This window comes from Umezawaea sp. (assembly GCF_036375055.1).
Lineage (GTDB): Bacteria > Actinomycetota > Actinomycetes > Mycobacteriales > Pseudonocardiaceae > Umezawaea.
Genome location: NZ_DASUSQ010000004.1, coordinates 32,079 through 56,955, shown reverse-complemented (window position 1 = coordinate 56,955; position 24,877 = coordinate 32,079). Strand labels below are relative to the sequence as shown.

Below are 24,877 nucleotides of genomic sequence, written 5' to 3'. Positions count from 1 at the left end.
CGCCCCGTTGGCTCGACGACTACCGGTCGAGCAGGTGGCGCCTCAGAGGAGTCGTACGTGCTCGGCTATTGGGAACTCGTCGCATCCGCGGTCCTGTACGCGGGTGGCATCGTCGCGCAGAGCACGGCCGCCCGCCGCGCCGAACACCGGCCCGGCGCCGACCTCGGGCTGATCGCCCGGCTCGCCGCGGACCGCCTCTACCTCGCGGGCTTCACCGCCCAGGTCGGCGGGTTCGTGCTCGCCTTCCTCGCCCGCGGCTCGCTGCCGCTCTACCTCGTGCAGGCGGGCTCGGCCTCCGCGATCGGCCTCGCGACCCTGTTCGGCGTGCTGGTCCTCGGCTGGCGGGTCACGTCGGTGGAGATCGGCGTGCTGGTGCTGCTGGCCGTCGGCATGGTCCTGCTCGGCGGGGCCGCCACGTCGTCCACCGCCCGGGGCCTCACGCCGACGATGGTCGCCGCGCTGGTGGGCGTGCTGGTGCTGACCGCGCTGCTGGGCGTCCGCTCCGGCAGGCCGAACGCCCTGGTGTCGGCCGCCGTGCCCGCCGGGATCGCGTTCGCGGTGGTCGCCGTGGCCGGTCGCGCGCTGGCGGGCGGAGACCTGGCGTCGCTGCCGTGGCAGCCGCTGGCCTGGATCCTCGTGCTCGCCGCCGTCCTCGGACAGGCGCTGCTGGCGGGCGCGCTGCAACGCGGGTCGGCCACCTCCGCGGTCGCCACGATGGACGCCACCTCGCTGGTGCTCGCCTCGGTGGTCGGCATGGCCGTGATGGGCGACCGGATCGCGCCGGGCCGCGAGTGGTGGGTGGCGGTGGGCATGGCACTGGTCGTGATCGGCGTGCTGGCGCTGGGCAAGGCGCCCCAGCGGACCGCCGCCCCGGTGAAGGAGGCGGTGTGAAGCCGACCGCGAGCGTCTCGCTCGACCTGGACAACCTGTGGGCCTACCTCAAGACCCACGGCGACCGGGACTGGACGAGCTACCCGAGCTTCCTGCCCACCGCCGTGCCCCGGCTGCTGGAGGTGTTCGGCGAGCACGGCCTGACCACCACGGTGTTCGCGGTCGGCGCGGACGTCGAGCGCGAGGACGGCGCCAAGGCCGTCGCCGCCATCAGCGCGGCGGGCCACGAGGTCGCCAACCACTCGTGGGGCCACGAGCCGTGGCTGCACCGGTACTCCAGGGCGCGGCTGGAGACCGAGCTGGCGCGCACCGAGGAGGCCATCGTCACGGCGGGCGCGCCCCGGCCGATCGGCTTCCGCGGGCCGGGCTACAGCCTCACCCCGGAGCTGCTGGAACTGCTGGTGGAGCGCGGCTACTCCTACGACGCCAGCACGTGGCCGACGTGGATCGGCCCCCTCGCCAGGGCGTACCACAACCGGTCGGTGTCCGAGGAGGCCGCGTCGGACGAGCTGTTCGGCGGCGTGTCCCGCGTCCTCGCCCCCGTCGGCGCCTACCGGTGGCGCGTCGGCACGTCGGCGTCGCTGGTGGAGCTGCCGGTCACGACCATGCCGCTGCTGCGCACCCCGATCCACGCGTCCTACCTCCAGCAGCTCAACCAGGCGTCGCCGACGCTGGCCCGCGCCTACTTCCGCACGGCGCTGCGGCTGTGCCTGCTGCGCGGGGTCGGCCCGTCGCTGCTGCTGCACCCCACGGACGTGCTGGACGCGACCGAGGCGCCGGGCATGGAGTTCTTCCCCGGCATGGCCGTGCCCAGCGCCCGCAAGACCGACCTGCTCGGCTGGGTGCTCGGCGAGCTGCGCCGCCACTTCGACCTCGTCGGCACCGGCGAGCACGTGGCGCGGGCGCGCCGGGCCGGGCTGGACCGCGAACGGGACGCGCGCCGTCTGGGGTCACGGGGGTGACGGCACTGGTGGCGGCGCGGCGGGACCTCCTGATCCCCGAACGGTCCCTGCGCGTCTTCGCGTGCGCGACCGTGGCGCTGGCGCCGGTCGAGGGCTACCTCCTCGCCGCGCACGGCCAGCTCGCGAAGCTGGCGCCCGCGCTGCTCGCGCTGGCCTGGCTCGCGATCCGCGTCCGGGACCGCCAGTGGCCGAAGCCGCACCCGGTGCACGCGCTGCTGGCGCTGTTCGCCGTCGTCGTCCTCGTGTCGGCCGGTGTGCACGTGGCCGAGCCGTTCGCGCTGGAGTACACCCAGCGCTGGCTGCCGTTCCTGCTGGTCACCGCGATCCTGGTCGACGTCGCCTCCCGCGAGGTGCCGGTCAGGGCGCTGCTGGTGTCCGCCGTCGCAGGCGCCGCCGTCGCGGGGACGGGCGCGCTGTACAGCCTCGTCGCCGAGGGCGAGTCGCGGGCGAGCGGCCCGCTGGACGACCCGAACGACCTCGCGCACGTGCTGGTCGCCGCGCTGCCGCTGGTGCTGCCGATCGTGGCGGCCCGCCGCAGGCCGGTGTCGGCGCTCGCGCTGCTCGCGGGCGCGGTGCTGGTGGCGGGCGCGGCGGCGACGTTCTCGCGCGGCGGCGGGCTCGCGCTGGGTGCCGCGGTGCTCTGGCTCGTCGCTCGCCGCGCGCTGTCGCCGCGCGTGCTGGCCGCCGCGGTCGGCGTGCTCGCCGTGCTCGCGCTGGGCGGCGCGGCCGTGGCCCAGCAGGAGCTGGACAAGGCGTTGCGGGAGAAGAGCTTCATCGCCTCGACCAACGTGGACACCCGCGAACTCCGCTGGCAGGCCGCCGCCCGCATCCTCACCGACAACCCGGTCTTCGGCGTCGGGCCCGGCGGGTTCCGCGCGGAGTACCCGGCCTTCTCCCACAACGCCGAGGTCGACGAGCAGTCCCCGGTGGCGCACAACATGTACCTGGAGGTCGCGGCCGAACTCGGCGTGCCCGGCTTCCTGCTCTTCGCCTGCCTGATCGGCACCGCCGTCGTGGCGAGCGAGAGAGCGCTGCGCCGCGGCGCGGACCGCACGCAGATGATCGCCGTCCAGGCGAGCCTGCTGGCGACCGCCGTCGCGTCGACGTTCCTGTCCGAGCAGTACTACCTGCCGCTGTGGCTGATGATCGCGGTCGCCTGCGCGGCCGAACTACGAACCGGGAGTGGGAGTGCGGGTCCTGCACGTGATCAGTGAGATGGGCACCGGCGGCGCCGAGGCGCTCGTCGCGGGCATGGCGGGGGCGGGTGAGCGGTACGGCTGGGAGTCGGCCGTCGCCAGCGGCGGCGGCCACCGGGCCGACGCCCTGCGGGTACCGCACTTCGAGGTGCCCGTCGCCCGCCGCCGCGCGGGCGGCGTCGTCCGCGCCGCCAAGGCGACCAGGACCGCGTACCGCGCGTTCCGGCCGGACGTCGTGGTGGCGCACAACGTCGGCGCGTCCGCCGTGGCCAGGCTCGCGATGGCACCGCTGCGCCGGGCGCCGCTGATGACGGTGTTCCACGGCGTCTCGGCGACCGACCACGGCAGCGCCGTCCGGGTGCTGCGCCGCACGTCCGACACCGTCGTCGCCGTCGCCTCGTCGACCGCGGACCGCCTGCGCGCGGCCGGGCTCGACGAGGTCGTGGTGATCCGCAACGCGGTGTTCCCCGCACCGCCGCGCGTCGACCGCTCCACGGTCCGCTCCGCGCTCGGCCTGTCCGACGACGTACCGGTCGCGCTGTGCCTGGCCCGGATGGAACCCCAGAAGCGGCACGACGTGCTGCTCGACGCGTGGGCCGCGCTCGGGGGCCGGGACGCGGTGCTGCTGCTGGCCGGTGACGGCAGCCTGCGCCCCGACCTGGAGCGCCGGGCCCGCGACCTGGGCGTCGCCGACCGGGTCCGGTTCCTGGGCAACCGCTCCGACGTGGCCGACCTGCTCGCCGCGGTCGACCTCACCGTCCTCACCAGCGACTGGGAAGGCATGCCCATCGCGGTGCTGGAGTCGCTGGCCGCCGGGGTCCCGGTGGTCGCGACCGACGTCGACGGCGTCGCCGAGGCGCTCGCCGACGGCGGCGGCGTGGTGGTGCCGCGCGGCGAGCCGACGGCCGTCGCGGACGCCCTGCGCGCCCTGCTCTCCAACGCCGACACCCGTGCCGCCGTCGCGGTGGCCGGGACCGAACACGACGGGCACACGCTGATGAAGTCCTACGACGAACTGCTCCGCACGATGGTGGACGGGGGCAGGCGGTGAGGCTCCTGACCCGACGCACCGCGGAGTGCGCCGCCGTCGCGCTGGCCGTGGGCGCGCTCGTGCTCGTGGTCGGCGTGCTCCGGCCCGCCGAGCACCAGGGCCGGGTCGGCCTGCTGGCCGAACCGGTGGTGGCCGCGGACAGCGGGACCACCGCCCAGTACGGCGAGGTCGTCTCCCTCGCCCTGCCCGCGCTGGTCGAGCTGTCCCGCAGCCCCTCCGTGCTCCAGGCCGCCGCGGGCGTGTCCGGGTACCCGCCGGCCGAACTCGCGGCGCACGTGTCGGTCGAGCTGGTGCCCGCCTCGGGTCTGGCGCGGCTGTCGGTGCGGGCGAGGTCCCCGCAGCAGGCGGGTGCCGCCGCGTCCGCCATCGCCAGGAGCCTGGTCGAGGCGGACCTGCTGGCTCCCGTCGGCAGGCTGAAGGTGCTCGACGACAAGCCCGACGTCGTCCAGGTCGCCCCCGACGGCCCGCTGTCGATCGGGCTGGCGCTGGCCGCGGGCGTGATGGCCGGTGTCGCGCTGGCCGTGGTGCGGCGACTGCGCACCACCAGGGGGCAGGAGGACGTCCGCAGGGCGCTCGCCGCCGCCGGGACCCGCCACCCCGTGCTGACGGCCGACTGGGCCGACCCGGCGCTCGCCGAGCGCCTCGCCCTGCTGTGCCGGGCGGCCGGTCGTCCCGCACGGGTCGTCGCCGCCACACCCGAGCTGGTGGCGCGCGCGGAGGAGCTGTCCGACCGGCTCGTGCTGGCCCACCCCGCGCGGGTGCTCGTGCCCGACCTCGGGGGCCGCCACGAGCGGGGCCGCGGCGACGCCGTGGTCGCGCTGACCCGCCGGGGCGCGCAGGACGACCTGACCGCCGCCGTCGGCGTGCTGCCCGAGGACGCCGTGCTCGTCGCGGTGGTGTTCGCGTGACCGCCCGCGGAGGCCTGGGCAGCGCGTTCGCCGCCGCCGTCGGCGAGTGGCCCACCGCGTCGAAGCGCGTGGTGCGGGTGACGGCCACCCCGGAGGGGGGCTGGCGGGCGCTGCTGACCGAGCCCGTCCCACCCGTGCTGCCGGATGTCCTGGACATCCCCGTCCCGCCCGTTCGTCCCCAGCCGAGCACGGAGGTGTTCGCATGACCGCCCGTGGGTTCGCGACCGTGGTGGGCGTCTGGCCCGCCGCGTCCAAGCAGGTGGTCCGGGTGACCACCGCGCCGGACGGGGGGTGGAGGGTGATCCCGGTCGGACCCGTTCCCCCCGTGGCCTCCGACGTCCTCGACGTGCCCTCGCCACCGCGGCAGGGCCCGGTGACCGGATGACGCTGCGCGAACTCCGCAGGCCGGGTTCCGCGGTCGCGGTCACGACGGTCGTGCTGGCCGTCGTGGGCGCGGTGAGCGCGTGGTGGGCGCTGCGGCCGTCCTGGCAGGTGCCGCTGCCGACCTCGGCGACCAAGGCCGAGGTGCGGATGCAGGACTTCCGCGACGCGACGTACTACCCGCTGCGGGAGTTCCTCGCGGGGGGCAACCCCTACGACCCGTCGGTCATGTTCGCGCACTGGCCGGTGCGGCAGGACTTCAACCTGTACCAGCCGTACCACCTGGTGCTGCACCTGCCGTTCGCGCTGCTGGACTACCGGGCGGGCGCGGTCGCGTTCGTGCTGGTGTCGCTGCTGCTGCTGGTGTCGCTGTCGTTCCTGGCGGCGTACGGGATCCGGCGGCACGCCCCGCTCGCGCTCGGCACGGCGGGCATCGCGACGCTGCTGGTGACCAGCCAGGTCGGCAAGGCGCAGCTCTACCTCGGGCAGGTCAACCCGCTGGTGGCGCTGGGCGCGGCGGGCGCGCTGGCCGGTCGGGACCGGCAGCCGCGCTGGGCCGCGGTGGGGCTCGCGGTGGCGTGGCTGAAGCCGCAGTTCGGTCTGCCGCTGGCGGTCCTGCTGTTCGCGCGCGGATCGCGGCGGGTGGCGCTGGCGGGCACGGCCATCGCGGCGGTGGCGAGCCTGCCGGTGGTCCTGCTGCTGGTGTTCCGCGGCGGCGGGCTCGGCGCGTTCGTCGACGTGGTCGCGGCCAACCTGGCGCACGCCACCAGCACGGACTACGGCGCCGTGGACTCGATGACCGCGCAGCGCGTCGACCTGCCCGCGGTGTTCTTCCGCACCACGGGCTGGCTGCCGCCGCTCGTGGAACCGGTGGCGCTGCTGGGGGTCCTGGCCGGGAGCGCGGTGCTCCTCCGCAAGCTGGACCGGCTCGGCGACGGCGTCGTGGCGGACCTGCTGACCTGCCTGGCCGTCGTGGTGTGCGTGGTGCACCAGCCCGGCGACGTGCTGATCGCCGTGCCCGCGATGGCCGCGCTTGCGGCGCTGTGGTGGCGCCGCCGCCGCGAACCGGGGTGGTGGGCGGCCGGGGTCGCGCTGACGGCGACGGCCTTCCCGTTCCTGCACCTGCACGTCGTGGACACCGCGATCGTCTCCCTGTTCGGGGCGAGGGTCGGGGTCACCGCGGACGGGCTGGCCCTCGTGGCTGCGTGGGTGCTGCTCGTCGTGTTCGCCGCTCGTCGGCGGGGCGGTTCGTGACCGGCGGCCTCGCCGTCCGCGGGTCGCTGTGGCTCGGCGCGGTCAACCTGGTCAGCAAGAGCAGCCAGGTGGTCGTGACGCTGGTCCTGGCGGCGCTGCTGACCGAGGGCCAGCTCGGCCTGGTCGCGCTCGCCGTGGCGCTGGTGAACCTCGGCCAGGTCGTGCAGTCGATCGGCGTCTACGACGTGATCAGCCGCACCGAGCACGACCCGCGCCGGATGGCGGGCACGGTGCTGGTGATGAGCGTCGGCGCGGGCGCGCTGCTGGCCGTGGTGCTGGCGTCGGCCGCCGGGCCGATCACCGCGCTGCTCGGCTCGCCGGAGGCGGAGCCGCTGGTGCGGCTCGCCGCGCTGAGCCTGCCGTTCTCGGCGGCGGGCGGCGTGCAGATGGGCCTGATGCACCGGGACCTGGACTTCCGCCGCCGGATGCTGCCGGACGCGGGCGGCGCGGTGCTGGGTGCCGTCGTGACGGTCGTGCTGGCGCTGCGGGACACCGGTCCCGCAGCGCTGGTGGTCGGTCTGCTGTGCACGGCCGTCGCGCAGCCCGTCCTGGGCGTGCTGGCGGGTGGCGGGGTGCGGCCTGGCTGGCACCCCGCCGCGGCGGCCGAGGCGCTGCGCTGGATCTCGGTGGTGGGTCCGGCCGCCGTGGTGGCCGCGCTGGTGGTCAACGTGGACTACCTGGCGATCGGGCACGTGCTCGGGCCGGAGGCGGTCGGCGTGTACTCGCTGGCCTACCGGATCGCGTGGGTGCCCTACGTCATGGTCGCCGTCGTGCTCGGCGCGGTCGCCTTCCCGTTGTGCGCCAGGCTGGTCCGGGCTGGCGAGCGGGACGGGATCACCGCCGTCATGGACCGCTTCACCCGTGCCGTCCTCGTCGTCACGGGCGGGCTGTACCTCGCCGTGGCCCTGCTCGGCGACCGGGTCGTCGTGCTCGGCGCGCGGTGGGAGGCCGCCGCCGCGCCGCTGGTGCTGCTGAGCGGCTACGGGCTCGGCATCAGCGTGCTGCACATCTGGTACCAGGCCGTGAAGGCGACCGGCCACGCCGTGCTCTACCTCGTGCTGGAGGTCACCCACCTGGTGCTGGTCGTCGTCGCGCTGGTCGTGGCGACCGGCCACGGCGTCACCGCCGTCGCGGGCGCGCAACTGGCCGTCGCGTGGGTCGTGGTGCCGCTCACCTGGTTCCACCTGCGGCGGCTCGGCGTCGCTCCGGCCGTCGGCGGTGCGGCGGCACGGGTCGCGGTCGCCGCGCTGGTCGGCGCGGTCCCCGCGGTGCTGCTCGACCGGTTCGGCGTCTTCGGCCCGGCGGACTCGCCGGTCGGCGCGCTCGCCGAGGGCGCCGTGCTGCTGCTCGGCTACGGCGTCGGCACGCTGCTCGCGCACCGCGCGGCACTGGACGAACTGCGCGGAGGTCTGCGGTGAGGGTCGTGCACGTGACGCAGCCCGTGGAAGCGGGGGTGGCGGCGGTGGTCCTGGACCTGGCGGTCGCCCAACGCGCGCGCGGGTGGTCGGTCGTGGTGGTGTGCCCGCCGACCGGCTGGCTCGCCGACCGCGCCAGGGGGCTCGGCATCGACGTGCGGGCCTGGCGCGCCACCCGCGGGCCGAGCCCGCTGCTGGTGAAGGAGGTCGTGTCCCTGCGGAGGGTGCTGGCGCGCCTGGCGCCGGACGTGGTGCACCTGCACAGCTCCAAGGCCGGTCTCGCGGGCAGGCTCGCGGTGCGCGGGCGGGTGCCGACGGTGTTCCAGCCGCACCTGTGGTCGTTCCAGACCGCGCGCGGGGCCCTGCGCGCGGTGAGCGAGGTCTGGGAGCGCCGGGCGTCGCGGTGGACGGACCTGGTGGTGTGCGTCAGCGACGACGAGCTCGTCATCGGCCGCGACGCGGGTGTGTCGGCCCACGCCGAGGTGGTCTGCAACGGCGTCGACACCGACCGCCTGCGCCCCCGTGACAGCGCCTCGGCACGGGCGTCGCTGGGACTGGGGCCCGCAGGGCCGCTGGCCGTGTGCGTCGGCAGGCTCGCGGTGCTCAAGGGCCAGGACCAGCTGCTGTCCGCGTGGCCCGAGGTGCTGGCCCGCGTGCCGGACGCCCGCCTGGTGCTCGTCGGCGACGGTCCGGAGGGCCACGGCTGGCGCGGCTCCCACCCGACGGCCGACCACGGGTCGGTGCGCTGGTGGGGCCACAGCGACGACCCGGCCCCGTTCTACACCGCCGCGGACGTCGTCGTGCTGCCCTCCCGCGCCGAGGGCATGGCGCTGGTCCCGCTGGAGGCGATGGCCTCCGGCCGCCCCGTCGTGGCGTTCGACGTCGGCGGCGTGCGGCAGAGCGTCGGGGACGCGGGCGCGGTCGTGCGGGCGGGCGACGTCGGGGCGCTCGCCGCGGCGGTGGCCCACCGGCTGGCCGATCCCGCGCTCGCCGCCGCCGAGGGCGGACGCGGCAGGCAGCGCGCCGAGCTCCTCTTCGACCGGAGCCGGATGGCGGACCAGATCGCCACGCTCGTCGACGAACTCGCCAGGGGACGGATCTCATGAGTGGACGGCTGCGCGTCGCTTACCTGCTGACCCAGGACCGCGGCGGGCCGGTGGACGTGACCGTCCGCCTGGCCACGACCCTGATCGACTCGGGCGCGGTCGACGTCCGGGTGTTCGGCCCCACCCCGGCGCGCGGGGCCGACCTGCTCGCGGGCCACCACGAGGAGATCACCGTGTCCCGCAAGGGGGACGTGGCCGCGGGCAGGCGCACCAGGGGCGTCGTGCGCGCGTGGCGGCCCGACGTCGTGCACGCCCAGGACCGGCGGGCGGGCCTGGTGTGCACCGGGCTGCGCTCGGCCGCCGTCGTGCACACCTACCACGGGGTTCCCGACGACGTGGGCGAGCCGTGGTTCCGCGGCATCCCCGGAGCGTCCTCGCCGTCGGCCTACACCCGCGCCGTGCTCGCCGCCGACGCCCTGGTCGCCAGGGCGCTGCACCGCACCGTCGTGCCCGCGCCCGCGATGGGCCGGTTCCTGGCGGACCGCCTGCGGGTGCCCGCACGGCGGCTGACGCAGATCGACAACTGCGTCGCGCCCAGCGCCGTCCGCCTCCCGGCGGGACCGGTGCGCAGGCTCGCCTTCGTCGGTCTCCTGGTGGCGCGCAAGGGGGTGCTGGACCTGCTGACGGCCCTGGCCATGCCCGGTGTGATGCCCGCCGACGCCCGGCTGTCGGTGATCGGCGACGGTCCGCAGCGCGCGGCGGCCGAACGGCTGGCCGAGGAGGAGCCGCTGCGCGGGAAGGTCGACTTCCTCGGCTTCCGCGCCGACGTGCCGGACCTGCTGCTCGCGTGCGACGCGCTGGTGCTGCCGTCGAGCATGGAGCAGCAGCCGCTCGTGGTGGCCGAGGCGATGGTGGCCGGGAAACCGGTCGTGGCGACGGACACCGGGGGAGTGGCGGACATGGTCGGCGCCTCCGGCTACCTCGCGCAGCCCGGTGACGTGCCGGGGCTCGCGGACCGCCTGCGCACCCTGTTCGCCGATCCGGACCCCGCGGGGACGGGCCGGGAGCTGGCCACCCGCGCCAGGGCCCGGTTCACGCCGGAGGTGTGTGCGCGCAGGCACCTGGAGCTGTACGAGGACCTGCTGGGGTAGGGGCCGCGTCGGTCGGTGGTCCAGCGGACTGGACCACCTCGGCCGGGTGCCGCTACGACCTGGGCTTGAGCAGGACGACGCCGTCGGCGGCGGGGAGTTCCAGCGTGGTCACGGGGTCGCCGTCCGGGGTGACCAGCCCTTCGGGGGGCGTCACCGCCAGCGGCGTGGCCGTCGGGTTCACCGCCACCCAGCCGCCGGTGAACCGCCTGCTCCACAATCCGTCGGCCCGCCTGGTGGCCGTCTCGACGGCCTCGCCGAGGCCGGACGCCTGGAGCTGCGACCACTCCGGGTCGCGGTAGTCGTCGGTGGTGGCCGAGGTCCAGCACGTGCGCGGCCCGGCCAGCAGGGCCGCGCTGGCGTACCCGGCCCTGTTCTCCCGTTCCTCGCGGGTGCGCGTCACCAGCAGCAGCAACGACTCGCCGAGCGCGGCCTGGGCGCGCAGCTCGTTGAACTCGTTGCCCCGGAACGTCAGCAGCTCGCCCGTCCCCCCTGCGTCCCGGAAGCCGAAGTTCTCCTCCACGGCCCCGCCGAACCGCGAGTGCGCGGTCCAGCGGCCGGGTGTCAGGTGCGTCTCGGACACGTTGGGCACGAACAGCTTCCCGGCGCCGGTGAGCGCGTCGCCCGCCACGCCGAGGAACTCGTCCAGCCCGTCGCGCAGCAGCCGGTCGGTCGCCCTGACGTCGGAGGTGCCCGCCAGGACGGCGGGGGAGTAGTGGCTCAGCGAGTTGAAGTCGTTGTCCGCCAGCACCCCGTCCCACCCCTCGCGGGTCACCTCGGCGGTCACGGCCTCGGTCCACGCCCGCTGGTAGGCCTTGTCCCACACCGTCATCTGCCAGTGCATCGGGTAGCCGTTCCACTCGATGCGCTTCCCGGCCGTGTCCAGCGCGAACCACTCGGGGTGCTCGCGCTGGGAGCTCTGGTGGCCGAGACCGGACGGCAGGTAGGCCGCGTCCTGGTCGCCGACGACCGCGCCCTGGTAGTTGCGGGTGCTGGAGAGGTCCTTGTACACCAACACCTTGATCTTCGGGTTCAGCTGGTGGAGCTGCCGCATGGCCGCGGTCTCCACCGCGTTGAGCACCACGACGTCGTAGCGCTGCGCCGCGAGCCGGACGTCCCGCGCCGTCGGCGAGTCGCCGATGCCGTACCACCACGCGCACGGGGCCGCCGCCTTCGACGGCGGGCCGTCGTTCCCGGTGGCCGCGCCGAGCGCGCACGCCTGCGCGGAGAGCAGCGCGGCCAGGGCCGCCACCCCGGTGACGACCCTCCGCGTCCTGGAGGGGCCACCGCACCGGGCTACCGCTGTTTGCGACACACCAATTCCCCCACCGTCAGCACCAGGATCTTCAGGTCCAGCCACAGCGACCAGTTCGCGATGTAGTAGTTGTCGTACCGGGAGCGGTCGGCGATCGAGGTGTCGCCGCGCAGCCCGTGCACCTGGGCCAGGCCGGTGAGGCCCGCGGGCACCCGGTGCCGCGCCCAGTAGAGCTCGTGGATGGCGGAGAACTCGCGCACGAACACGGGTCGCTCCGGCCGGGGGCCGACGATGGACATGTCGCCGCGCACGATGTTCCACAGCTGCGGCAGCTCGTCGAGCGACGTGCCGCGCAGCAGCCTGCCGACCGGGCCGACGCGCGCGTCGCCCTGCACGGACCACTTCGTCTGCGAGTCGTCCGTGGTGCCCGGCCGGACGCTGCGGATCTTGTAGATCCGGAACTTGCGGCCGTCCATGCCGATGCGGACCTGCCGGAAGATCACCGGCCTCCCGCTCTCCACGAGCACGGCGAGCGCGCACAGGCCGATCACGGGGGACAGGACGGCCAGCGCCACCGCGGCCAGCAGCACGTCGATCGCGCGCTTGAGCCACCAGCTCGGCCTGCTCGTCGGGGCGGTCCCCAGGCGCACCAGCGGGTAGCTGCGCAGCCGCTCGACGTCGTGGTTGTCCTGGTACAGCTCGAACATCCGCGGCACGACGAGCGTGGTGCAGCCGAGCCGGTGCGCGGTGATGGCCGCGTCGACCGCCGAGGTGTCGCGGGTGTCGGAGAACGCGAGGATCACCGTGCCCACGCCGAGCCGGGTGATGGCCGACGCCAGGTCGTCCGGCAGCAGGTCGACCGGCAGGTCCTCGTGGTCGAGGACGGGGTCGTGGTCGACGAACCCGACGGGCCGCAGGCCGAACTGGGGGTGCTCGATCATCGTGGTCACGAGGTCCACGCCGACCTTGCCCGCGCCGACGACGAGCGTGCGGTCGCAGCGGCCGAAGCGGCGGCGGCCCCAGCGGCCGAGCCAGAACATGGCGAACCGCACCGGTTCGCCGCAGACGACGAAGAGCACCAGCAGGTGCTGGAGCGCGGTGATCACCTGGCCGGGCTGGCCGGTGACCACGGCCCAGGACGCGAGCAGGGCGAACGTCGTCGCCGTCGTGGCCAGGGAGCGCGGCAGGTCCTGGAACCACGAGAGCCACAGCCGCCTGCGGTAGATCCGGCCGCTCGACCGGACGACGAGCAGCAGCACCGCGGTGAGCACCGCCGCGCCCCACCCCGGCCGCGTCCACAGCGCCGCCGCGACGAGGGCGCCCGCGTCGACCAGACCGAGGGCCAGGGCGACCGCGTTCACCCGCGCGGAGAGGGGCCGCGTTCGGGAACCGCCCGGCGCCTTCAGCGCGTGCCGCCCTTTCCCGTGCGCGGGCGAACTGACGGCCGAGACCAGATCAGTCATCGAAATTCACCCTTTCGTGGGAATTCCACAGTGCCACGCGATGGGTTGTTCCCGGTATTCGCGGCGGCAGCCACGCCGCGCCATGCCACATCCCGAACGACTTCCTCTCGAATTCGGCTCGGAGGCTGCTTCGGCAGCCGTTCCCGCGCCATATCCAGGCACCCGATGGAGTTCACCCATTCGGTGTTATCGGGCCTCCTTGGCGCGGAAACTGGAGAACAATCGAGCAAAAATCACTCTTTCGATGGACAAGGAGCCCTCCTAACGGTGATGGATGTGTGTGTTTCTGTTGCCTCGGTTACCGCGCTTGTCCGGACCAGGTTAAAGAAGGGTCGGAACGTGGCCGAATATGACTCGACGACGCGGAGCGCGATTGTCTCCGCCGTCGGACCAGCGAGCAATGGTGAGGGGCACTGTGGCACTCGAAGAGGCCGAGGTGCGGATCAGGCCGGTGTCGGTCGTTCCGCAGGCGGGCAGCACGACGCTGACCTGCGGGCGGGCGCACGTCGTGCTGCCCGCGTTCAACGAGGAGGGTTCGCTGCCGCCGCTGCTGCGCAGGCTGGCGGACCTCTCCCTGGCGGGCGGGCTGACGGTGTGGGTCGTCGACGACGGCTCGTCCGACTCGACCGCCGCCACCGCCGAGCGCGGTGCCGAGGGGCTCGACGTCCGGGTCGTGCGCCACCGGGTCAACCTCGGCCTCGGCCGGGCGCTGCACACCGGTCTGCGCGCGGCCATCGAGGCGTCCGGCGACGACGACGTGGTGGTCGTGATGGACGCCGACGACACCCACGACCCCGGCCTGATCCCGTCGCTCCAGAAGAAGATCGCGGCGGGGGCCGACGTGGTGATCTGCTCGCGGTTCGCGCGCGGCGGCGACGACGCCACCGCGCCGCTGGGCCGCAGGGTGCTCTCGCGCGGCGCGGGCGCGGTGTTCCGCCACGCGCTCGACGTGGACGGCGTCCGCGACTACACCAGCGGGTTCCGCGCGTACCGGGCGTCGCTGCTGCGCCGCGCCTCCGACCACTGGGGCGAGCGGCTGGTCGAGGAGCAGGGCTTCGCCTGCATGGTGGAGCTGCTGCTCAAGCTGCGGCACTGCGACCCGGTGATCGCCGAGGTCCCGCTGCCCCTGCGCTACGACCGCAAGAAGAGCGTCAGCAAGCTCAGGCTGCGGCGCACGATGGGCCAGTACGCGAAGTTGCTGATGCGCGACCGGCTGAGCCCCGCGCCGTTCCGGAAGCTGTGACGCCTGATGAGTGATTCGACCCGCCACGTCGTGGTCGTCGGCGGTGGCATCTGCGGCCTCGCCGTCACCCACCGCCTCGCCCGCGCGGGCACCCGCGTGACGCTGCTGGAGAGCAGCGATCAGCTCGGTGGCCTCGGCACGTTCTTCCCCTCGGGCGACCGCTGGGTGGAGCGCTTCTACCACTGCGTGATGCCGACGGACGACAGCCTGCTGGCCCTGCTCGGCGACATCGGCGCGCGCGACGCGGTCCGCTGGAAGCCCACCCGCATGGGCATGGTCGTCGACGGCGACTTCTACGGGTTCAACTCCGCGCTCGACCTGCTGCGGTTCACGCCGCTGCGGCTGCGCGACCGGGTCCGCTTCGGAGCCGTGTCGCTGCTGCTGCGCAGGCTGGGCAAGGGCAAGGACCTCGACAACCTGCGCACCGAGGACTGGCTGCGCGCGCTGTACGGCGAGGCCATCTGGTCGCAGCTGTTCGGGCCGATGTTCGGCTCGAAGTTCGGCGACGCGTTCGGCGACGTGCCCGCGCTGTACCTGTGGCAGCGGCTGGGGCGCGAGAGCAACGTGGCCACCCGCGGGTACCCCGAGGGCGGCTACAAGGCCGTGATCGACGCGCTGCGGGCCTCCATCGAGGCCGCGGGCGGCGTCGTGCGGACGAGCGCCCCGGTGCGGGGCCTCACGAGCACGCCGGAGGGCTCGTGCGTGACGCTCGCCGACGGTGAGGTGCTGGAGGCCGACCAGGTCGTGTCGACGGTCCCGCTGCCGCTGCTGCGCGGGCTGGCCGACGCCGAGCTGGCCGACCGGCTGCCGACGCTCTCGCTGCCGTACCAGGGCGTCGTGAACGCGCTGTTCTTCCTGAAGCGACCGCTGACCGGCAACTACTGGGCCCCGGTCCTGAGGTCCGGCACGGAGTTCGACGGCGTCATCGAGATGTCGGCGCTGTCGGGGGCCGAGACCTACGGCGGCAGGCACCTCGCGTACGTCATGCACTACACGAGCCGGACCTCCGCGCTGTACCAGGAGGACTCGGACGCCATCGCCGAGCGCTGGACCCGGCAGTTCCTCGACCTGCACCGGGGGCTCGGGCTCACCGAGGACGACGTCGACGAGGTCAGGGTGTTCAAGGCGCCGTTCGTGGAACCCGTGTACCCCTTGGGCTTCCTGGAGCAGCGGCCGTCGGTGGACGTGCCGGGGACGTCGGTCCTGCTGGCGACCACCGCGCACATCTACCCGGACGTGACGAGCTGGAACTCCAGCGTCGCCCTGGCCGACCAGGTGTCCGCGAAGATCCTCGCGGCCGTGGACCCGGTGACCGAGCGGGTGTGACGGCGGTGCGCGCGGCGGGGGTCGGTGAGCGACCCCCGCCGCGTCAGAGCAGCTTCTCCACGGCCATCGCGATGAGCTTCGACGTGGAGTTGTCCCCGTAGGGCGAGGGGATCCCCGCCAGCCGCGTCCGGTGGCCCGGCACGTCGTCCAGCCACCGCAGCACCTCCTCGCGCAGCCGCGCGGGCGGGACGAGCGTGCCGAACGTGCCCTCGATCTCCGGCCGCTCGGTGCTCCTGCGCACCACGACGACGGGCCGCTTCAGCACGCTCACCTCCTCCTGGATGCCACCGGAGTCGGACACCACGACGGCGGCGCCCCGCGCCAGCGCGAGGAAGGCCGGGTACGCCTGGGGTTCCACCACGCGCACGCCCTCCAGCAGCCCCTCCAGCCCGAACTCCCGCACCCGCTTGCCGGTGCGGGGGTGCAGGGGCAGCACGACGGGCAGCGGCAGCGCCGCCAGCTCCCGCAGGACGGTCTCCAGGTTCGCGCGGTCGTCCACGTTCTCCGGGCGGTGGATCGTGGCGACCACGTAGCCGTCGGCCACGAGACCGTGCCGCGCCAGCTCGGCGCACTGTTCGTCGGTGTCCGGCAGCGCCGCGTCCAGCGCCTCCACGACCGTGTTGCCGGTGAGCGCGATCCGTTCCGCCGCAACGCCTTCCGCGAGCAGGTTGCGCCGGTTCACCTCCGTCGGCACGCAGCACAGGTCGGCGACGTGGTCGATCATCACCCGGTTGTGCTCCTCGGGCATCGCGCGGTCGTGGCTGCGCAGCCCGGCCTCGACGTGCACGAGCGGCACGCCGTTCGCGTTGGCCGCCAACGCCCCGGCCAGGGCGGACGTCGTGTCGCCCTGGACGATGACGGCGGTCGCCGCGTGGGCCGCGAGCACCTCGTCGACGGCCTGCACGGCCCGGCCGAGCTGGGCGCCGCGGCCGACGCCGCCGACCGCGAACTCGTGGAACCGGCCCGGTTCCGGCAGGTCGTCCAGGATCTGGGAGTACATGGACCTGTCGTAGTGCTGCCCGGTGTAGACCAGTGCCGCGCCCTGGCCGAAGTGCCGGAGCAGCGGAGCGAGCTTGATCAGCTCGGGGCGTGTCCCGCACACCATGGTGATCACTAGGTGTTTTCCTTTCGCCCCAACGTGATGCTGACACGCTACTGAGTGGTGCACGGTGATTTCCCCCATCTCAGCCCATCGGGTGAACGGCGGCCTTCGCGTGCGGGTGCGGGGGCGCGGGCTCTCTAGGGTTGGGGAGGAACGTCGACTACGGAACGGGAAGTCTCAGCGTGTGGAGGAAGTACGGGGCGCTCCTGGGCGTCGTCGTGGCCGCGGCGGTGGCGGTGCTCGTGCCGCGGGCGGCCGCGGCCGCCTCGCCGATGCTGCCGGACCTGCGGCAGGCCCCGGTCGGCTGCCCCGGCGGGTTCGGCGGTGACCCGCTGACGTGCTCCGACTGGGACGTGTGCCTGGTGTCGGGGCCCGCGGCGCCGCGCGACGAGTGCCTGCGGTCCGGGCCCGCCAAGTCCGCCCGCCTCCGCTTCACCAGTTCGGCGGACAACGTCGGCGACGGGCCGCTGCTGCTGTTCGGCCGCCGCGACAGCACGGACGAGCCGACCATGCGGGTGCGGCAGGCGTTCCAATCCGGTGTGGACGGTCCGATCCCGGACGGGTTCGCGACCGCGCAGGGCCCCACGACCGCGTTCGCCCACTACGACGCGGAGGTGCCGCACGAGCACTGGCGCCTGATGGGGTTCGAGCTCTTCCAGCTCCGCACGGCCGAGGGGGCGTCGCTGTCGGTCGACCGCAAGAACGGCTACTGCCTCGGCGACCGCTACCCGGCGCACGACGTGGGCAGGCTGACCTACACGCCCGCGCACGGGACGCCCGCGGGCCGGGTCGCGGACCTGCTGGGCGGCAACGCCTGCGGGCACGGCGACCGGGACCGGCTCGACGTCGTGGAGGGCATCTCCGTCGGCTCGGGCGACGACCACCGCCACGACGTCGACCTCCAGTGGCTCGACATCACCCACGTCCCGTCCGGCGTGTACGACCTCGTGCACACGGTGAACCCGGACCGGTCGCTGCTGGAGAAGGACTACGCCAACAACTCCTCGTCGGTGTCGGTGTCCGTGCTGTGGCCGGACGAGCCGGGGCCGCTGACGACGCCGCCGCGCGTCGAGTTCCTGCGGAGCTGCCCCGGCCAGGCGCGCTGCTCGTGACCCGCGTCAGTCCGCGAAGGTCGTCCCCAGCCCGGTGAGACCCGCCGCCACCTCGGTGTCGTCGTCGGTCGCCCACCACACGTGCCCGTCCGGCCGCACCACGACCGCGCGGGCGTCGGGCAGGTCGGGGCGCACGGCGGTCTCGAAGCCCAGCCCGGCGGCCACGGCGGAGGCCTCCGGCAGCGCGGTGCGGGTCAGCAGCAGCGGACGGCCCTCGGGCAGTGCGACCGAGGGCACCCGCGTGCCCGTCAGAGGGTGCGCGCCCGCCACGGGGTAGGCGACGTCGAGCGCGGCGAGCTTCTCGGCCAGCGCCGCGGCGAACGCCGGGACGGTGCCGACGAGGTCGTTCACGAGCGTCCGCAGGGCGCGCTGCTCGGGTGTCGTCGCGCTGATGAGGGCGGTCTGGGCCAGGGTGTGCTCGGCGAGCGCGAGCCCGACGGGGTGGCGCTCGGCGTGGTAGCTGTCGAGCAGGCCGGGGGCCGCGCGGCCCCGGACCTCGGCGGCCAGCTTCCAGCCGAGGTTCGTCGCGTCCTGCACGCCGACGTTCAGGCCGACGCCGCCCGCCGGGAAGTGCATGTGCGCCGCGTCGCCCGCGAGCAGCACGCGGCCCTTCCGGTACGCGGCGGCGATCCTGGTGGCGTTGCCGAACCGGGAGAGCCAGCTCGGGTCGTGCATGCCGAAGTCGTCGCCCGCCACGCGCCGGGTGGTGGCGCGCAGGTCGTCCAGGGTGAACGGGTCGTCGCGGTGCTGGCGGTGCGCGTCCATGCCCGCGATGCGGTACCGGCCGCCGCCCAGCGGGACGCTGATGAGCGCACCGTCGTCGGTCTGGGCGCTCACCACCGGAGGCTCGGTCAGCGCCACCTCGCCGACGTACCCGAACGTGGTCGCGTCCGAGCCGGGGAACTCGATCCCGGCGGCCTTGCGGACGGTGCTGCCCGCGCCGTCGGCCCCGACGACGTGGGCGGCGGTGAGGGTGCGGCCGTCGTCCAGGGTGAGGGTGACCGACGAGGAGTCCTGCGCCAGGCCCGTGACGGCGTGGCCGCGCAGGACCCGGACGCCGAGGTCGAGCGCGCGCCGCTCGAACACCTCCTCGGTGCGGACCTGGGGGAACGCCAGCATGTACGGGTAGGGCGTGTCGAGGCCGCTGAAGTCGAGCCGGTTCTCCAGCATCCCGAAGTGCCAGTTCGGGCGGGGGACCCCGTCGGCCAGGAACTCCTCCTCCACGCCGCGGAGGGCGAGGACCTCGATCGTGCGCGGGTGCATCCCCATCGCCTTGGAGTGCGGGCTCCGCTCGACGGCGCGCTCGACCACGAGCGTCGACACGCCCGCGAGCGCCAGCTCCGCCGCGGTCCAGAGCCCGACCGGGCCCGCGCCGACCACGATGACCTCGTACGTCTCAATTGATTGGTTAGAACCTAGATTCATAGTAATGACCATACTCTGAAATCAGGTGGGCCCTATCATCGGCCCATGGCAACGCGGGAGTACCGGTCGTCCGTGCGAGCCCGGCACGCGGAGGACACGCGGCGCACGATCGTGGACGCGGCGGCCGCCCTGTTCGCCGAGCAGGGCTACGCGCGGACCAGCGTGGCGGCGGTCGCCGCGGCGGCCGGGGTCGCGCTGAACACCGTGTACACCAGTGTCGGCGGCAAGTCGGCGCTGGTCATGGCGTTGAGCGACGACGGGGCCGAGGACCCGGTCGCGGTCGAGACGGTGCGGCGGATCGTGGAGTCCGACGACGCGGGGGAGATCCTGCGCCTCACCGCCGAGGGCACCGCACGGGTGCGCCGCGCGCGCTGGCGGGCGGTCGGGATCCTGCTCGACAACCGCACGTCCGACCCCGACGTGGCCGCCGCGGCGACCGCCGCCACCCGTGTCGTGCGCGACCGGCTCGACCGGGTCGCCCTGCGGCTGGTGGAGGTCGGCGGCCTGCGGCCGGGCCTGGACGCCGACCGGGTGGGGCAGGTCCTGTGGTTCTACTTCGGGTTCGAGGCCTGGCGGACCGCCCGCGACCTGGGCTGGGACTGGGACGAGGCGGCGGGCTGGCTCGCCGACCAGGCCGCGGGCGCGCTGCTGGCCCCCTGACGGACGGGGTCCGGCCGAGCGCTCCGGGGCGGACGGCTACGGTCGGGGGTCCACGTGATCAACACCTCGGAGGGGCCCGCATGCCCGAGTCCGCCGCCCGCGTCTTCGACCGGCTCGCCACCACCGAGCCGCCGACGCACACCAGGACGCTGTTCGACCGGGCCGTGGTGCTCGGCGGCAGCGTGGCGGGCCTGCTGGCCGCGCGCGTGCTCGCCGACCACGCCGAGCGGGTCGTGGTGGTCGAGCGCGACGAGCGGACCGAGCGGGCGGAGGAGCGCCGGGGCGTGCCGCAGTCGGCCCAGGTGCACACGCTGCTGCCCGGTGGGCGCAGGCAGCTCGACCGCTGGTTCGAGGGGTTCTCGAAGGAGGCCGTCGCCGAGGGCGCGGTGCTCGCGAAGCCGGGCCGCTTCCGCGCCTACTTCAACGGCGAGGAGAAGGTCGACGACCCGACCGCGGAGCTGATCACCGGGAGCAGGCCGTTCCTGGAGTCGCTCGTCCGCCGCCGGGTGCTCGCACTGCCGAACGTCACCGCGGCGCGGGGCAGGGCGACCGCGGTCGACGTCGTCGACGGGCGTGCCGTCGGCGTGCGGCACACCGGTGACGACGGGGTGGAGGTCACCGAGGAGGCGGACTTCGTCGTCGACGCGATGGGCCGGTCGAGCAGGCTCGGCGACTGGCTGGAGGCGACCGGGTGGGAGAAGCCGTCGATGGAGCGGATGCCCATCGACATCAACTACACCACCGCGTACTTCCGGCGCTCGGCCGAGCCCGAGGTCGTCGCGGGCATCTCGTTCTGGGACGAGGACGAGAGGCCGGACGGCGTCGCGCCCGCCGCGTTCCAGGCGGTCGAGGGCGGTCGGTGGATGATCATGTTCGGCGGGTACGGCGACGACAGGCCCGGTGCCACGCCGGAGGAGTTCCGCCGGATCTGCGACCGGCTGCCGGAGCCGTTCCGCACCGCCGCCTCGGAGGAGATGCTCGGCGACGTCCGCCAGTACAAGCAGGCGGACAGCAGGAGGCGCGCCTACCACGCGCTGGAGCGGTTCCCGGCGCGGCTGGTCAGCGTCGGCGACGCCGTGGCGTCGTTCAACCCGATCTACGGCCAGGGCATGACGTCGGCCGCGCTGCACGCGTCGTGCCTGTCCGAGTGGCTGCGCTCCGAGCCCGCCCTCGACGCGCCCGCGACGGGGTTCTTCGCCCTCCAGAAGGTCGTCGTGGACTCGGCGTGGCAGACCTCGGCCACCCCGGACCTGGCGCTGCCGCACATCGGGGGTCCGTACCCGCGCGGCTACCGGGTCGCGCGGTGGGTCACCGGGCAGATCCTCGACGCGACCGTGACGGACGTGGAGGTCGCGAAGCGGTTCAACGCCGTCACGTTCATGACGGCCCACCCGAACACGCTCGCCACGCCGGGCACCGTCCTGCGGGCGGTCAGGACCAACCTCGGCAGGCGCCTCGGGCGCCGCTCCTCCCGCCGGGCAGGCGAGCCGCGTCCGGATAGGGGTTGACGTCGCCGGAACGCGGCCGGCGACAATGACCGGGTAGTAGTCGACCGCCCGATTCGGCCGCGCGCAGCGGCCGATCGGGCTATCGAGTCGCGCGCACCTACCACCGATGGCCGGTTCGCCACTACGGTCGGTTTCCGACGTGGGAGGTGATCATGGTGTGGAGATCCGCGGCCAGGACTGTGCGGGTAGTCGCGTTCGTCGTCGTGGGGGTCGTGACGATCCTCGGGCTGCTGCCGGTCGCCATCAACGTGGCCACCGGAGGAACGGCCCCCGAGGTGCTGGGGCCGGTGGTGGACTGGCTCTGGCCCGTGATCGTCCTGCTCACCGGGGTCATGGTCGGGCTCGTGCTCTGGGACCGCGGCAGCGACCAGGGCGTGCGGTTCATCCCGAGGCGCCCCGGTCACCCGTCGCACCGGGTGGACGCGGTGGGTCGGGTCGAGGGCGAGGTGCTGCGCCGCAGGCACGGTTCGTTCGCCGAGCAGATCGTGGTGAAGCTGGGCCTGACGACGCCGCCGCACCCCGTGCTGGCGCGGATCGACAGCGGTGAGAGGCCCGACCCGGACGAGCCGCCGTCCGGGATCGCCGAGGTGTTCGCCGAGACGCGGGAGGTGCTGCTCGTGCTGGGCGCCCCCGGTTCCGGCAAGTCCACGCTGCTGGTCGACCTGTGCGCCGACCTGCTCAGCCGGGCGCGGGCGGACGACGACCAGCCCGTGCCGGTGCTGGTCGACCTGTCGTCGTGGTCCGCGACCGCGCTCAAGCCCAAGGACCGCGGTCGGTCCGCCACCCCCGACGACTTCGTCGAGTGGCTGCTGCGCGAGGTCCAGCGCCACTACCGCATCCCCGTCGCCGTCGGCCGCGTGTGGCTCGCCGAGGGGAGGCTGGCGCTGCTGCTCGACGGGCTGGACGAGGTGGCGCCCGACGACCGCGACCGCTGCGTGGAGCAGATCAACGCGCTGGGCAAGCGGTCCGCCGTGCCGCGCATCGCGGTCGCCAGCCGGATCTCGGAGTACGAGCGGCTGAAGACGGCCCTGCGCTCGCAGCACGCCGTGCGGGTCGAACCGCTCGACCGCGACCAGGTCGAGGAGTACCTGGAGTCGGTCAGCCCCCGGCTCGACGGCCTGCGCAAGGCGCTGGAGCGCGAGCCCGAGCTGTGGAACACCGTGAAGACGCCGCTGATGCTGGACCTGCTGGCGCTCACCTACCGCACGGGCCGGGTCGGCCGCGACGTCCACGTCGGTGACGAGCGCGACCTGCTCGACACCTACCTGGTGGAGATGGTCGCGCGCGACTCGGCGTCGATCTCCGCGCCGTCCCCGGAACGCGCCTTCCGCTCGCTGCGGTTCCTGGCCAGGCTCGCCGCGAGTCCACTGTGGAACGACCTGGTCGCGCGCGGCAGGCTGCCCAGCAGGGTGGCGTGGCTCGAACTCCTGCCCGCGACCCCGATCTGGCTGCTGTTCCAACGGGTCCAGCCCGCCGTGCTCGCGGGGGCCGTCGGCGCGCTGACCACCGTGGTGGGACTCCGGCTCGGCCTGCTGTCCGGGCTGCTGACCGGGGCGAGCCTGACCGCGCTGGTCATCGTGGTCAACCACTTCCTGGTGACGCACCTGTTCGTCTTCAAGCGCCCGGACGGCACCAGGACGTGGGGGCTGCTCGCCGCGGCGGCCGGGCTGGTGCTGGGCGCGCTGGTCGGGCTGGTGCTCGGCGTGGTCGGCTCGTGGATCGGGCTGCTGCTGCACCAGCTGCCGGTGCCGCTCGCGTTCGCCGCGGTCATCGTGATCACGTTCCTGGTGGCGCTGAGCGCCAGCGTCCACCTGGAGGCGGTGAAGGACGCGCCCTACTGGGCCGTCGCGGTGTCGCTGCTGCCCGCCGCCGTCATGGTGTGGACGGGTCCGTCGCGGGAACTGCTGGTGGGGCTGGGGATCGGACTGCTCGCGGGGCTCGCGACGAGCCTGTTCGTCAGCGGGTTCTTCGGGGTGTGGCGGGCGCTGCACGTCGACCAGTCGACGGCGCTCGCGGGCCGGGGCCGCTGGTGGCTGCTGGTCGCGCTGCCGTTCGGCGGGATCGGCACGCTGGTGGGGACGGGGCTGGCGTTCTGGTCCGGCGCGTCGCTCACCACGGCCGTGCTGGGGCCGATGACCGGCGTGCTGATCGGGCTGTTCAGCGCGCCGACGTCGGCGCGGGAGCACCTGCTGCCGTTCGAGATGATCTCCACCGGCATGGCCGAGGCGCTGTCCCGGCCGCTGGTCCTGGGGGAGTTGCCGTTGCGCCGCAAGGCGTTGCTGAGCTTCGCGGGTGACCGGATGCTGCTGCTGCACGTGGAGGGGCAGTACCGGTTCGCGCACTCCCTGCTGCGCGACCACATCGCGACCTGCGACCCGGCTGAACTCGGCGCGGCGGTCGAGCGGCGCCGCGCCGAGCTGGTCAAGTCCGGGTGACCTGCGACAGGAACCGGACCCAGGCCCCCTTCGGGAACGCCAGGGTGCCCGCGGTCCGGTTCTTGGTGTCGCGCACCCCCACGGCGGCACCGAGGTGGCCGATCTCGACGCACGACTGGTCGGGGTTGCTGTAGGTCGCCTTGCGCCACCCGGAGATCGTGGGGGCTCGCGGCGTCGGGCGGGTGTCGGTCATGTGCGGGTCACGTTCCTTCCTGGATGTCACCTCGCGAGCAGGAAGGTGCGGGACTGCTCGGGCCCCAGTGCGGCGGCCTTCTGCTGCTCCCACACTTCGAGGAAGTCGGCGACCTCTTCCTCCTCGGCCGTGACCTTGCCGTCCCTGACCCCTTCTACGTGGACCACCTCGACCGGTGGCTCGCTGTCGAACCCGAAGACCGTGTAGTTCGACTCCTGGCCCCAGTAGTACCCGACTTCCCACGGCACGATCTGGACCTCCACGTTGGGACGGTCGATCATCCCAGCGATGTGGTCCTTCTGACCACGCCGAATCGCGTTGCTGCCGGACATGTTGGCCATGCGCTCGAACGCGGCCTGGTCGATGATGAACCAGAACCGGCGGTCGGGGTTCTCCAGCACCTGTTGGCGCTCCAGCCTGTTCACCGTCGCCTCCTCTATCGCCTCGGCTGTTCGCGACGGTCGGACCGAGCGCATCAGGTGCCGCGTGTAGGCCTCGGTCTGGAGCAGCCCCGGAATGGTCATCGAGGTGTGCTGCCACAGGTAGTGCGCGCTGTTCTCCAGGTCGACGACCTCGCGCATGGTGCCGTGGAAGCGGGCGCGCAGGGACTTCGGGGAGTACCTGCCCTCCCGGCCGCGGGCCATGTCGAGCAGGTCGTGGCGGAGGGGGGCGTCGGTGTGGTAGCCGTCGAGCAGCGTCGTCAGGTCGGGGATCTTGACGCCGCTCTCGCCGCGCTCGATGTTGCCGATCTTGTTCTGCGTGCAGTCGAGCAGCTTGCCCGCCTCCGCCTGGCTCATCGAGCACGCGTTGCGCAGTGCTTCGAGCTTGCGCCCGATGATGATGTTGACGACCCGCTTGGGGATGGCGGCGGTCATCGGGGCCTCCGTGGTACGTGTGCGTCAC

At 74.0% G+C, this 24,877-nt stretch carries 23 protein-coding genes; 17 read left to right on the top strand and 6 right to left on the bottom strand.

The features are described from left to right. The first annotated feature begins 57 nt into the window (after positions 1-57). From VFZ92_RS01110 to VFZ92_RS01060, 11 genes are read left to right on the top strand one after another with little or no spacing between them, the layout of a single operon-like run. Positions 58-891: a hypothetical protein gene (locus VFZ92_RS01110; protein WP_330873735.1), complete on the top strand. Its 834-nt coding sequence runs from the start codon at positions 58-60 to the stop codon at positions 889-891. Next, on the top strand, positions 888-1,853 hold the full coding sequence (locus tag VFZ92_RS01105) for a polysaccharide deacetylase family protein (protein WP_330873734.1): 966 nt from the start codon (positions 888-890) through the stop codon (positions 1,851-1,853). Before VFZ92_RS01110 ends, VFZ92_RS01105 begins: the two co-directional genes overlap by 4 nt. Further along, entirely contained in the window at positions 1,850-3,067 is a 1,218-nt protein-coding gene (locus tag VFZ92_RS01100; protein WP_330873733.1) for an O-antigen ligase family protein, read from the top strand. Before VFZ92_RS01105 ends, VFZ92_RS01100 begins: the two co-directional genes overlap by 4 nt. Further along, complete coding sequence (locus VFZ92_RS01095; RefSeq protein ID WP_330873732.1) at positions 3,036-4,100, top strand: glycosyltransferase; 1,065 nt, start codon at positions 3,036-3,038, stop codon at positions 4,098-4,100. The genes VFZ92_RS01100 and VFZ92_RS01095 overlap by 32 nt, the downstream gene beginning before the upstream one ends. After that, a complete protein-coding gene (locus VFZ92_RS01090) occupies positions 4,097-5,008 on the top strand; it encodes a hypothetical protein (protein ID WP_330873731.1) in 912 nt (303 codons plus the stop codon). The genes VFZ92_RS01095 and VFZ92_RS01090 overlap by 4 nt, the downstream gene beginning before the upstream one ends. Then, entirely contained in the window at positions 5,005-5,214 is a 210-nt protein-coding gene (locus VFZ92_RS01085) for a hypothetical protein (protein WP_330873730.1), read from the top strand. The genes VFZ92_RS01090 and VFZ92_RS01085 overlap by 4 nt, the downstream gene beginning before the upstream one ends. Next, entirely contained in the window at positions 5,211-5,393 is a 183-nt protein-coding gene (locus tag VFZ92_RS01080) for a hypothetical protein (RefSeq protein ID WP_330873729.1), read from the top strand. The genes VFZ92_RS01085 and VFZ92_RS01080 overlap by 4 nt, the downstream gene beginning before the upstream one ends. Further along, entirely contained in the window at positions 5,390-6,643 is a 1,254-nt protein-coding gene (locus VFZ92_RS01075; RefSeq protein ID WP_330873728.1) for a glycosyltransferase family 87 protein, read from the top strand. Before VFZ92_RS01080 ends, VFZ92_RS01075 begins: the two co-directional genes overlap by 4 nt. Then, positions 6,640-8,061: an oligosaccharide flippase family protein gene (locus VFZ92_RS01070; protein ID WP_330873727.1), complete on the top strand. Its 1,422-nt coding sequence runs from the start codon at positions 6,640-6,642 to the stop codon at positions 8,059-8,061. Before VFZ92_RS01075 ends, VFZ92_RS01070 begins: the two co-directional genes overlap by 4 nt. An 11-nt stretch (positions 8,062-8,072) precedes the next feature. Beyond that, positions 8,073-9,164, top strand: coding sequence for a glycosyltransferase (locus tag VFZ92_RS01065; protein WP_330873726.1), 1,092 nt, complete (start codon positions 8,073-8,075; stop codon positions 9,162-9,164). Beyond that, a complete protein-coding gene (locus tag VFZ92_RS01060; RefSeq protein ID WP_330873725.1) occupies positions 9,161-10,255 on the top strand; it encodes a glycosyltransferase family 4 protein in 1,095 nt (364 codons plus the stop codon). Before VFZ92_RS01065 ends, VFZ92_RS01060 begins: the two co-directional genes overlap by 4 nt. A 52-nt stretch (positions 10,256-10,307) precedes the next feature. Here VFZ92_RS01060 and VFZ92_RS01055 read toward each other — a convergent pair whose 3' ends face one another. Together VFZ92_RS01055 and VFZ92_RS01050 are read right to left on the bottom strand one after the other, a co-directional pair. Beyond that, a complete protein-coding gene (locus VFZ92_RS01055) occupies positions 10,308-11,504 on the bottom strand; it encodes a putative glycoside hydrolase family 15 protein (protein ID WP_330873724.1) in 1,197 nt (398 codons plus the stop codon). A 44-nt stretch (positions 11,505-11,548) separates the two neighbouring features. Continuing rightward, entirely contained in the window at positions 11,549-12,970 is a 1,422-nt protein-coding gene (locus VFZ92_RS01050) for a sugar transferase (protein WP_330873723.1), read from the bottom strand. Positions 12,971-13,385: 415 nt separating this feature from the next. Here VFZ92_RS01050 and VFZ92_RS01045 point away from each other — a divergent pair, with 415 nt between their 5' ends. Then, a complete protein-coding gene (locus tag VFZ92_RS01045; protein WP_330873722.1) occupies positions 13,386-14,213 on the top strand; it encodes a glycosyltransferase in 828 nt (275 codons plus the stop codon). Between the two features lie 6 nt (positions 14,214-14,219). Next, positions 14,220-15,539, top strand: a complete 1,320-nt coding sequence (locus VFZ92_RS01040; RefSeq protein ID WP_330873721.1) for an NAD(P)/FAD-dependent oxidoreductase — start codon at positions 14,220-14,222, stop codon at positions 15,537-15,539. Between the two features lie 43 nt (positions 15,540-15,582). Here VFZ92_RS01040 and wecB read toward each other — a convergent pair whose 3' ends face one another. Next, a complete protein-coding gene (wecB, locus tag VFZ92_RS01035; protein WP_330873801.1) occupies positions 15,583-16,644 on the bottom strand; it encodes a non-hydrolyzing UDP-N-acetylglucosamine 2-epimerase in 1,062 nt (353 codons plus the stop codon). Between the two features lie 179 nt (positions 16,645-16,823). Between wecB and VFZ92_RS01030 the strand changes: the two genes are divergently transcribed. Further along, positions 16,824-17,753: a lysyl oxidase family protein gene (locus VFZ92_RS01030; RefSeq protein ID WP_330873720.1), complete on the top strand. Its 930-nt coding sequence runs from the start codon at positions 16,824-16,826 to the stop codon at positions 17,751-17,753. A 6-nt stretch (positions 17,754-17,759) separates the two neighbouring features. Here VFZ92_RS01030 and VFZ92_RS01025 read toward each other — a convergent pair whose 3' ends face one another. Then, positions 17,760-19,178, bottom strand: coding sequence for an FAD-dependent monooxygenase (locus VFZ92_RS01025; protein WP_330873719.1), 1,419 nt, complete (start codon positions 19,176-19,178; stop codon positions 17,760-17,762). Between the two features lie 45 nt (positions 19,179-19,223). Here VFZ92_RS01025 and VFZ92_RS01020 point away from each other — a divergent pair, with 45 nt between their 5' ends. From VFZ92_RS01020 to VFZ92_RS01010, 3 genes are all read left to right on the top strand, one after another. Beyond that, positions 19,224-19,838, top strand: a complete 615-nt coding sequence (locus tag VFZ92_RS01020; protein ID WP_330873718.1) for a TetR/AcrR family transcriptional regulator — start codon at positions 19,224-19,226, stop codon at positions 19,836-19,838. 80 nt (positions 19,839-19,918) lie between these two features. After that, positions 19,919-21,346: an FAD-dependent oxidoreductase gene (locus tag VFZ92_RS01015; RefSeq protein WP_330873717.1), complete on the top strand. Its 1,428-nt coding sequence runs from the start codon at positions 19,919-19,921 to the stop codon at positions 21,344-21,346. Between the two features lie 152 nt (positions 21,347-21,498). Then, positions 21,499-23,781 carry an NACHT domain-containing protein gene (locus VFZ92_RS01010; RefSeq protein ID WP_330873716.1) on the top strand — a complete coding sequence of 761 codons (2,283 nt, stop codon included), beginning with the start codon at positions 21,499-21,501 and terminating at the stop codon, positions 23,779-23,781. On the opposite strand, the gene VFZ92_RS01005 is transcribed toward VFZ92_RS01010, so the two are convergent. After that, positions 23,768-23,974, bottom strand: coding sequence for a DUF397 domain-containing protein (locus VFZ92_RS01005; protein WP_330873715.1), 207 nt, complete (start codon positions 23,972-23,974; stop codon positions 23,768-23,770). The genes VFZ92_RS01010 and VFZ92_RS01005 overlap by 14 nt on opposite strands. A gap of 26 nt (positions 23,975-24,000) precedes the next feature. Further along, positions 24,001-24,849: a helix-turn-helix transcriptional regulator gene (locus VFZ92_RS01000; protein ID WP_330873714.1), complete on the bottom strand. Its 849-nt coding sequence runs from the start codon at positions 24,847-24,849 to the stop codon at positions 24,001-24,003. Between the last annotated feature and the right edge of the window lie 28 nt (positions 24,850-24,877).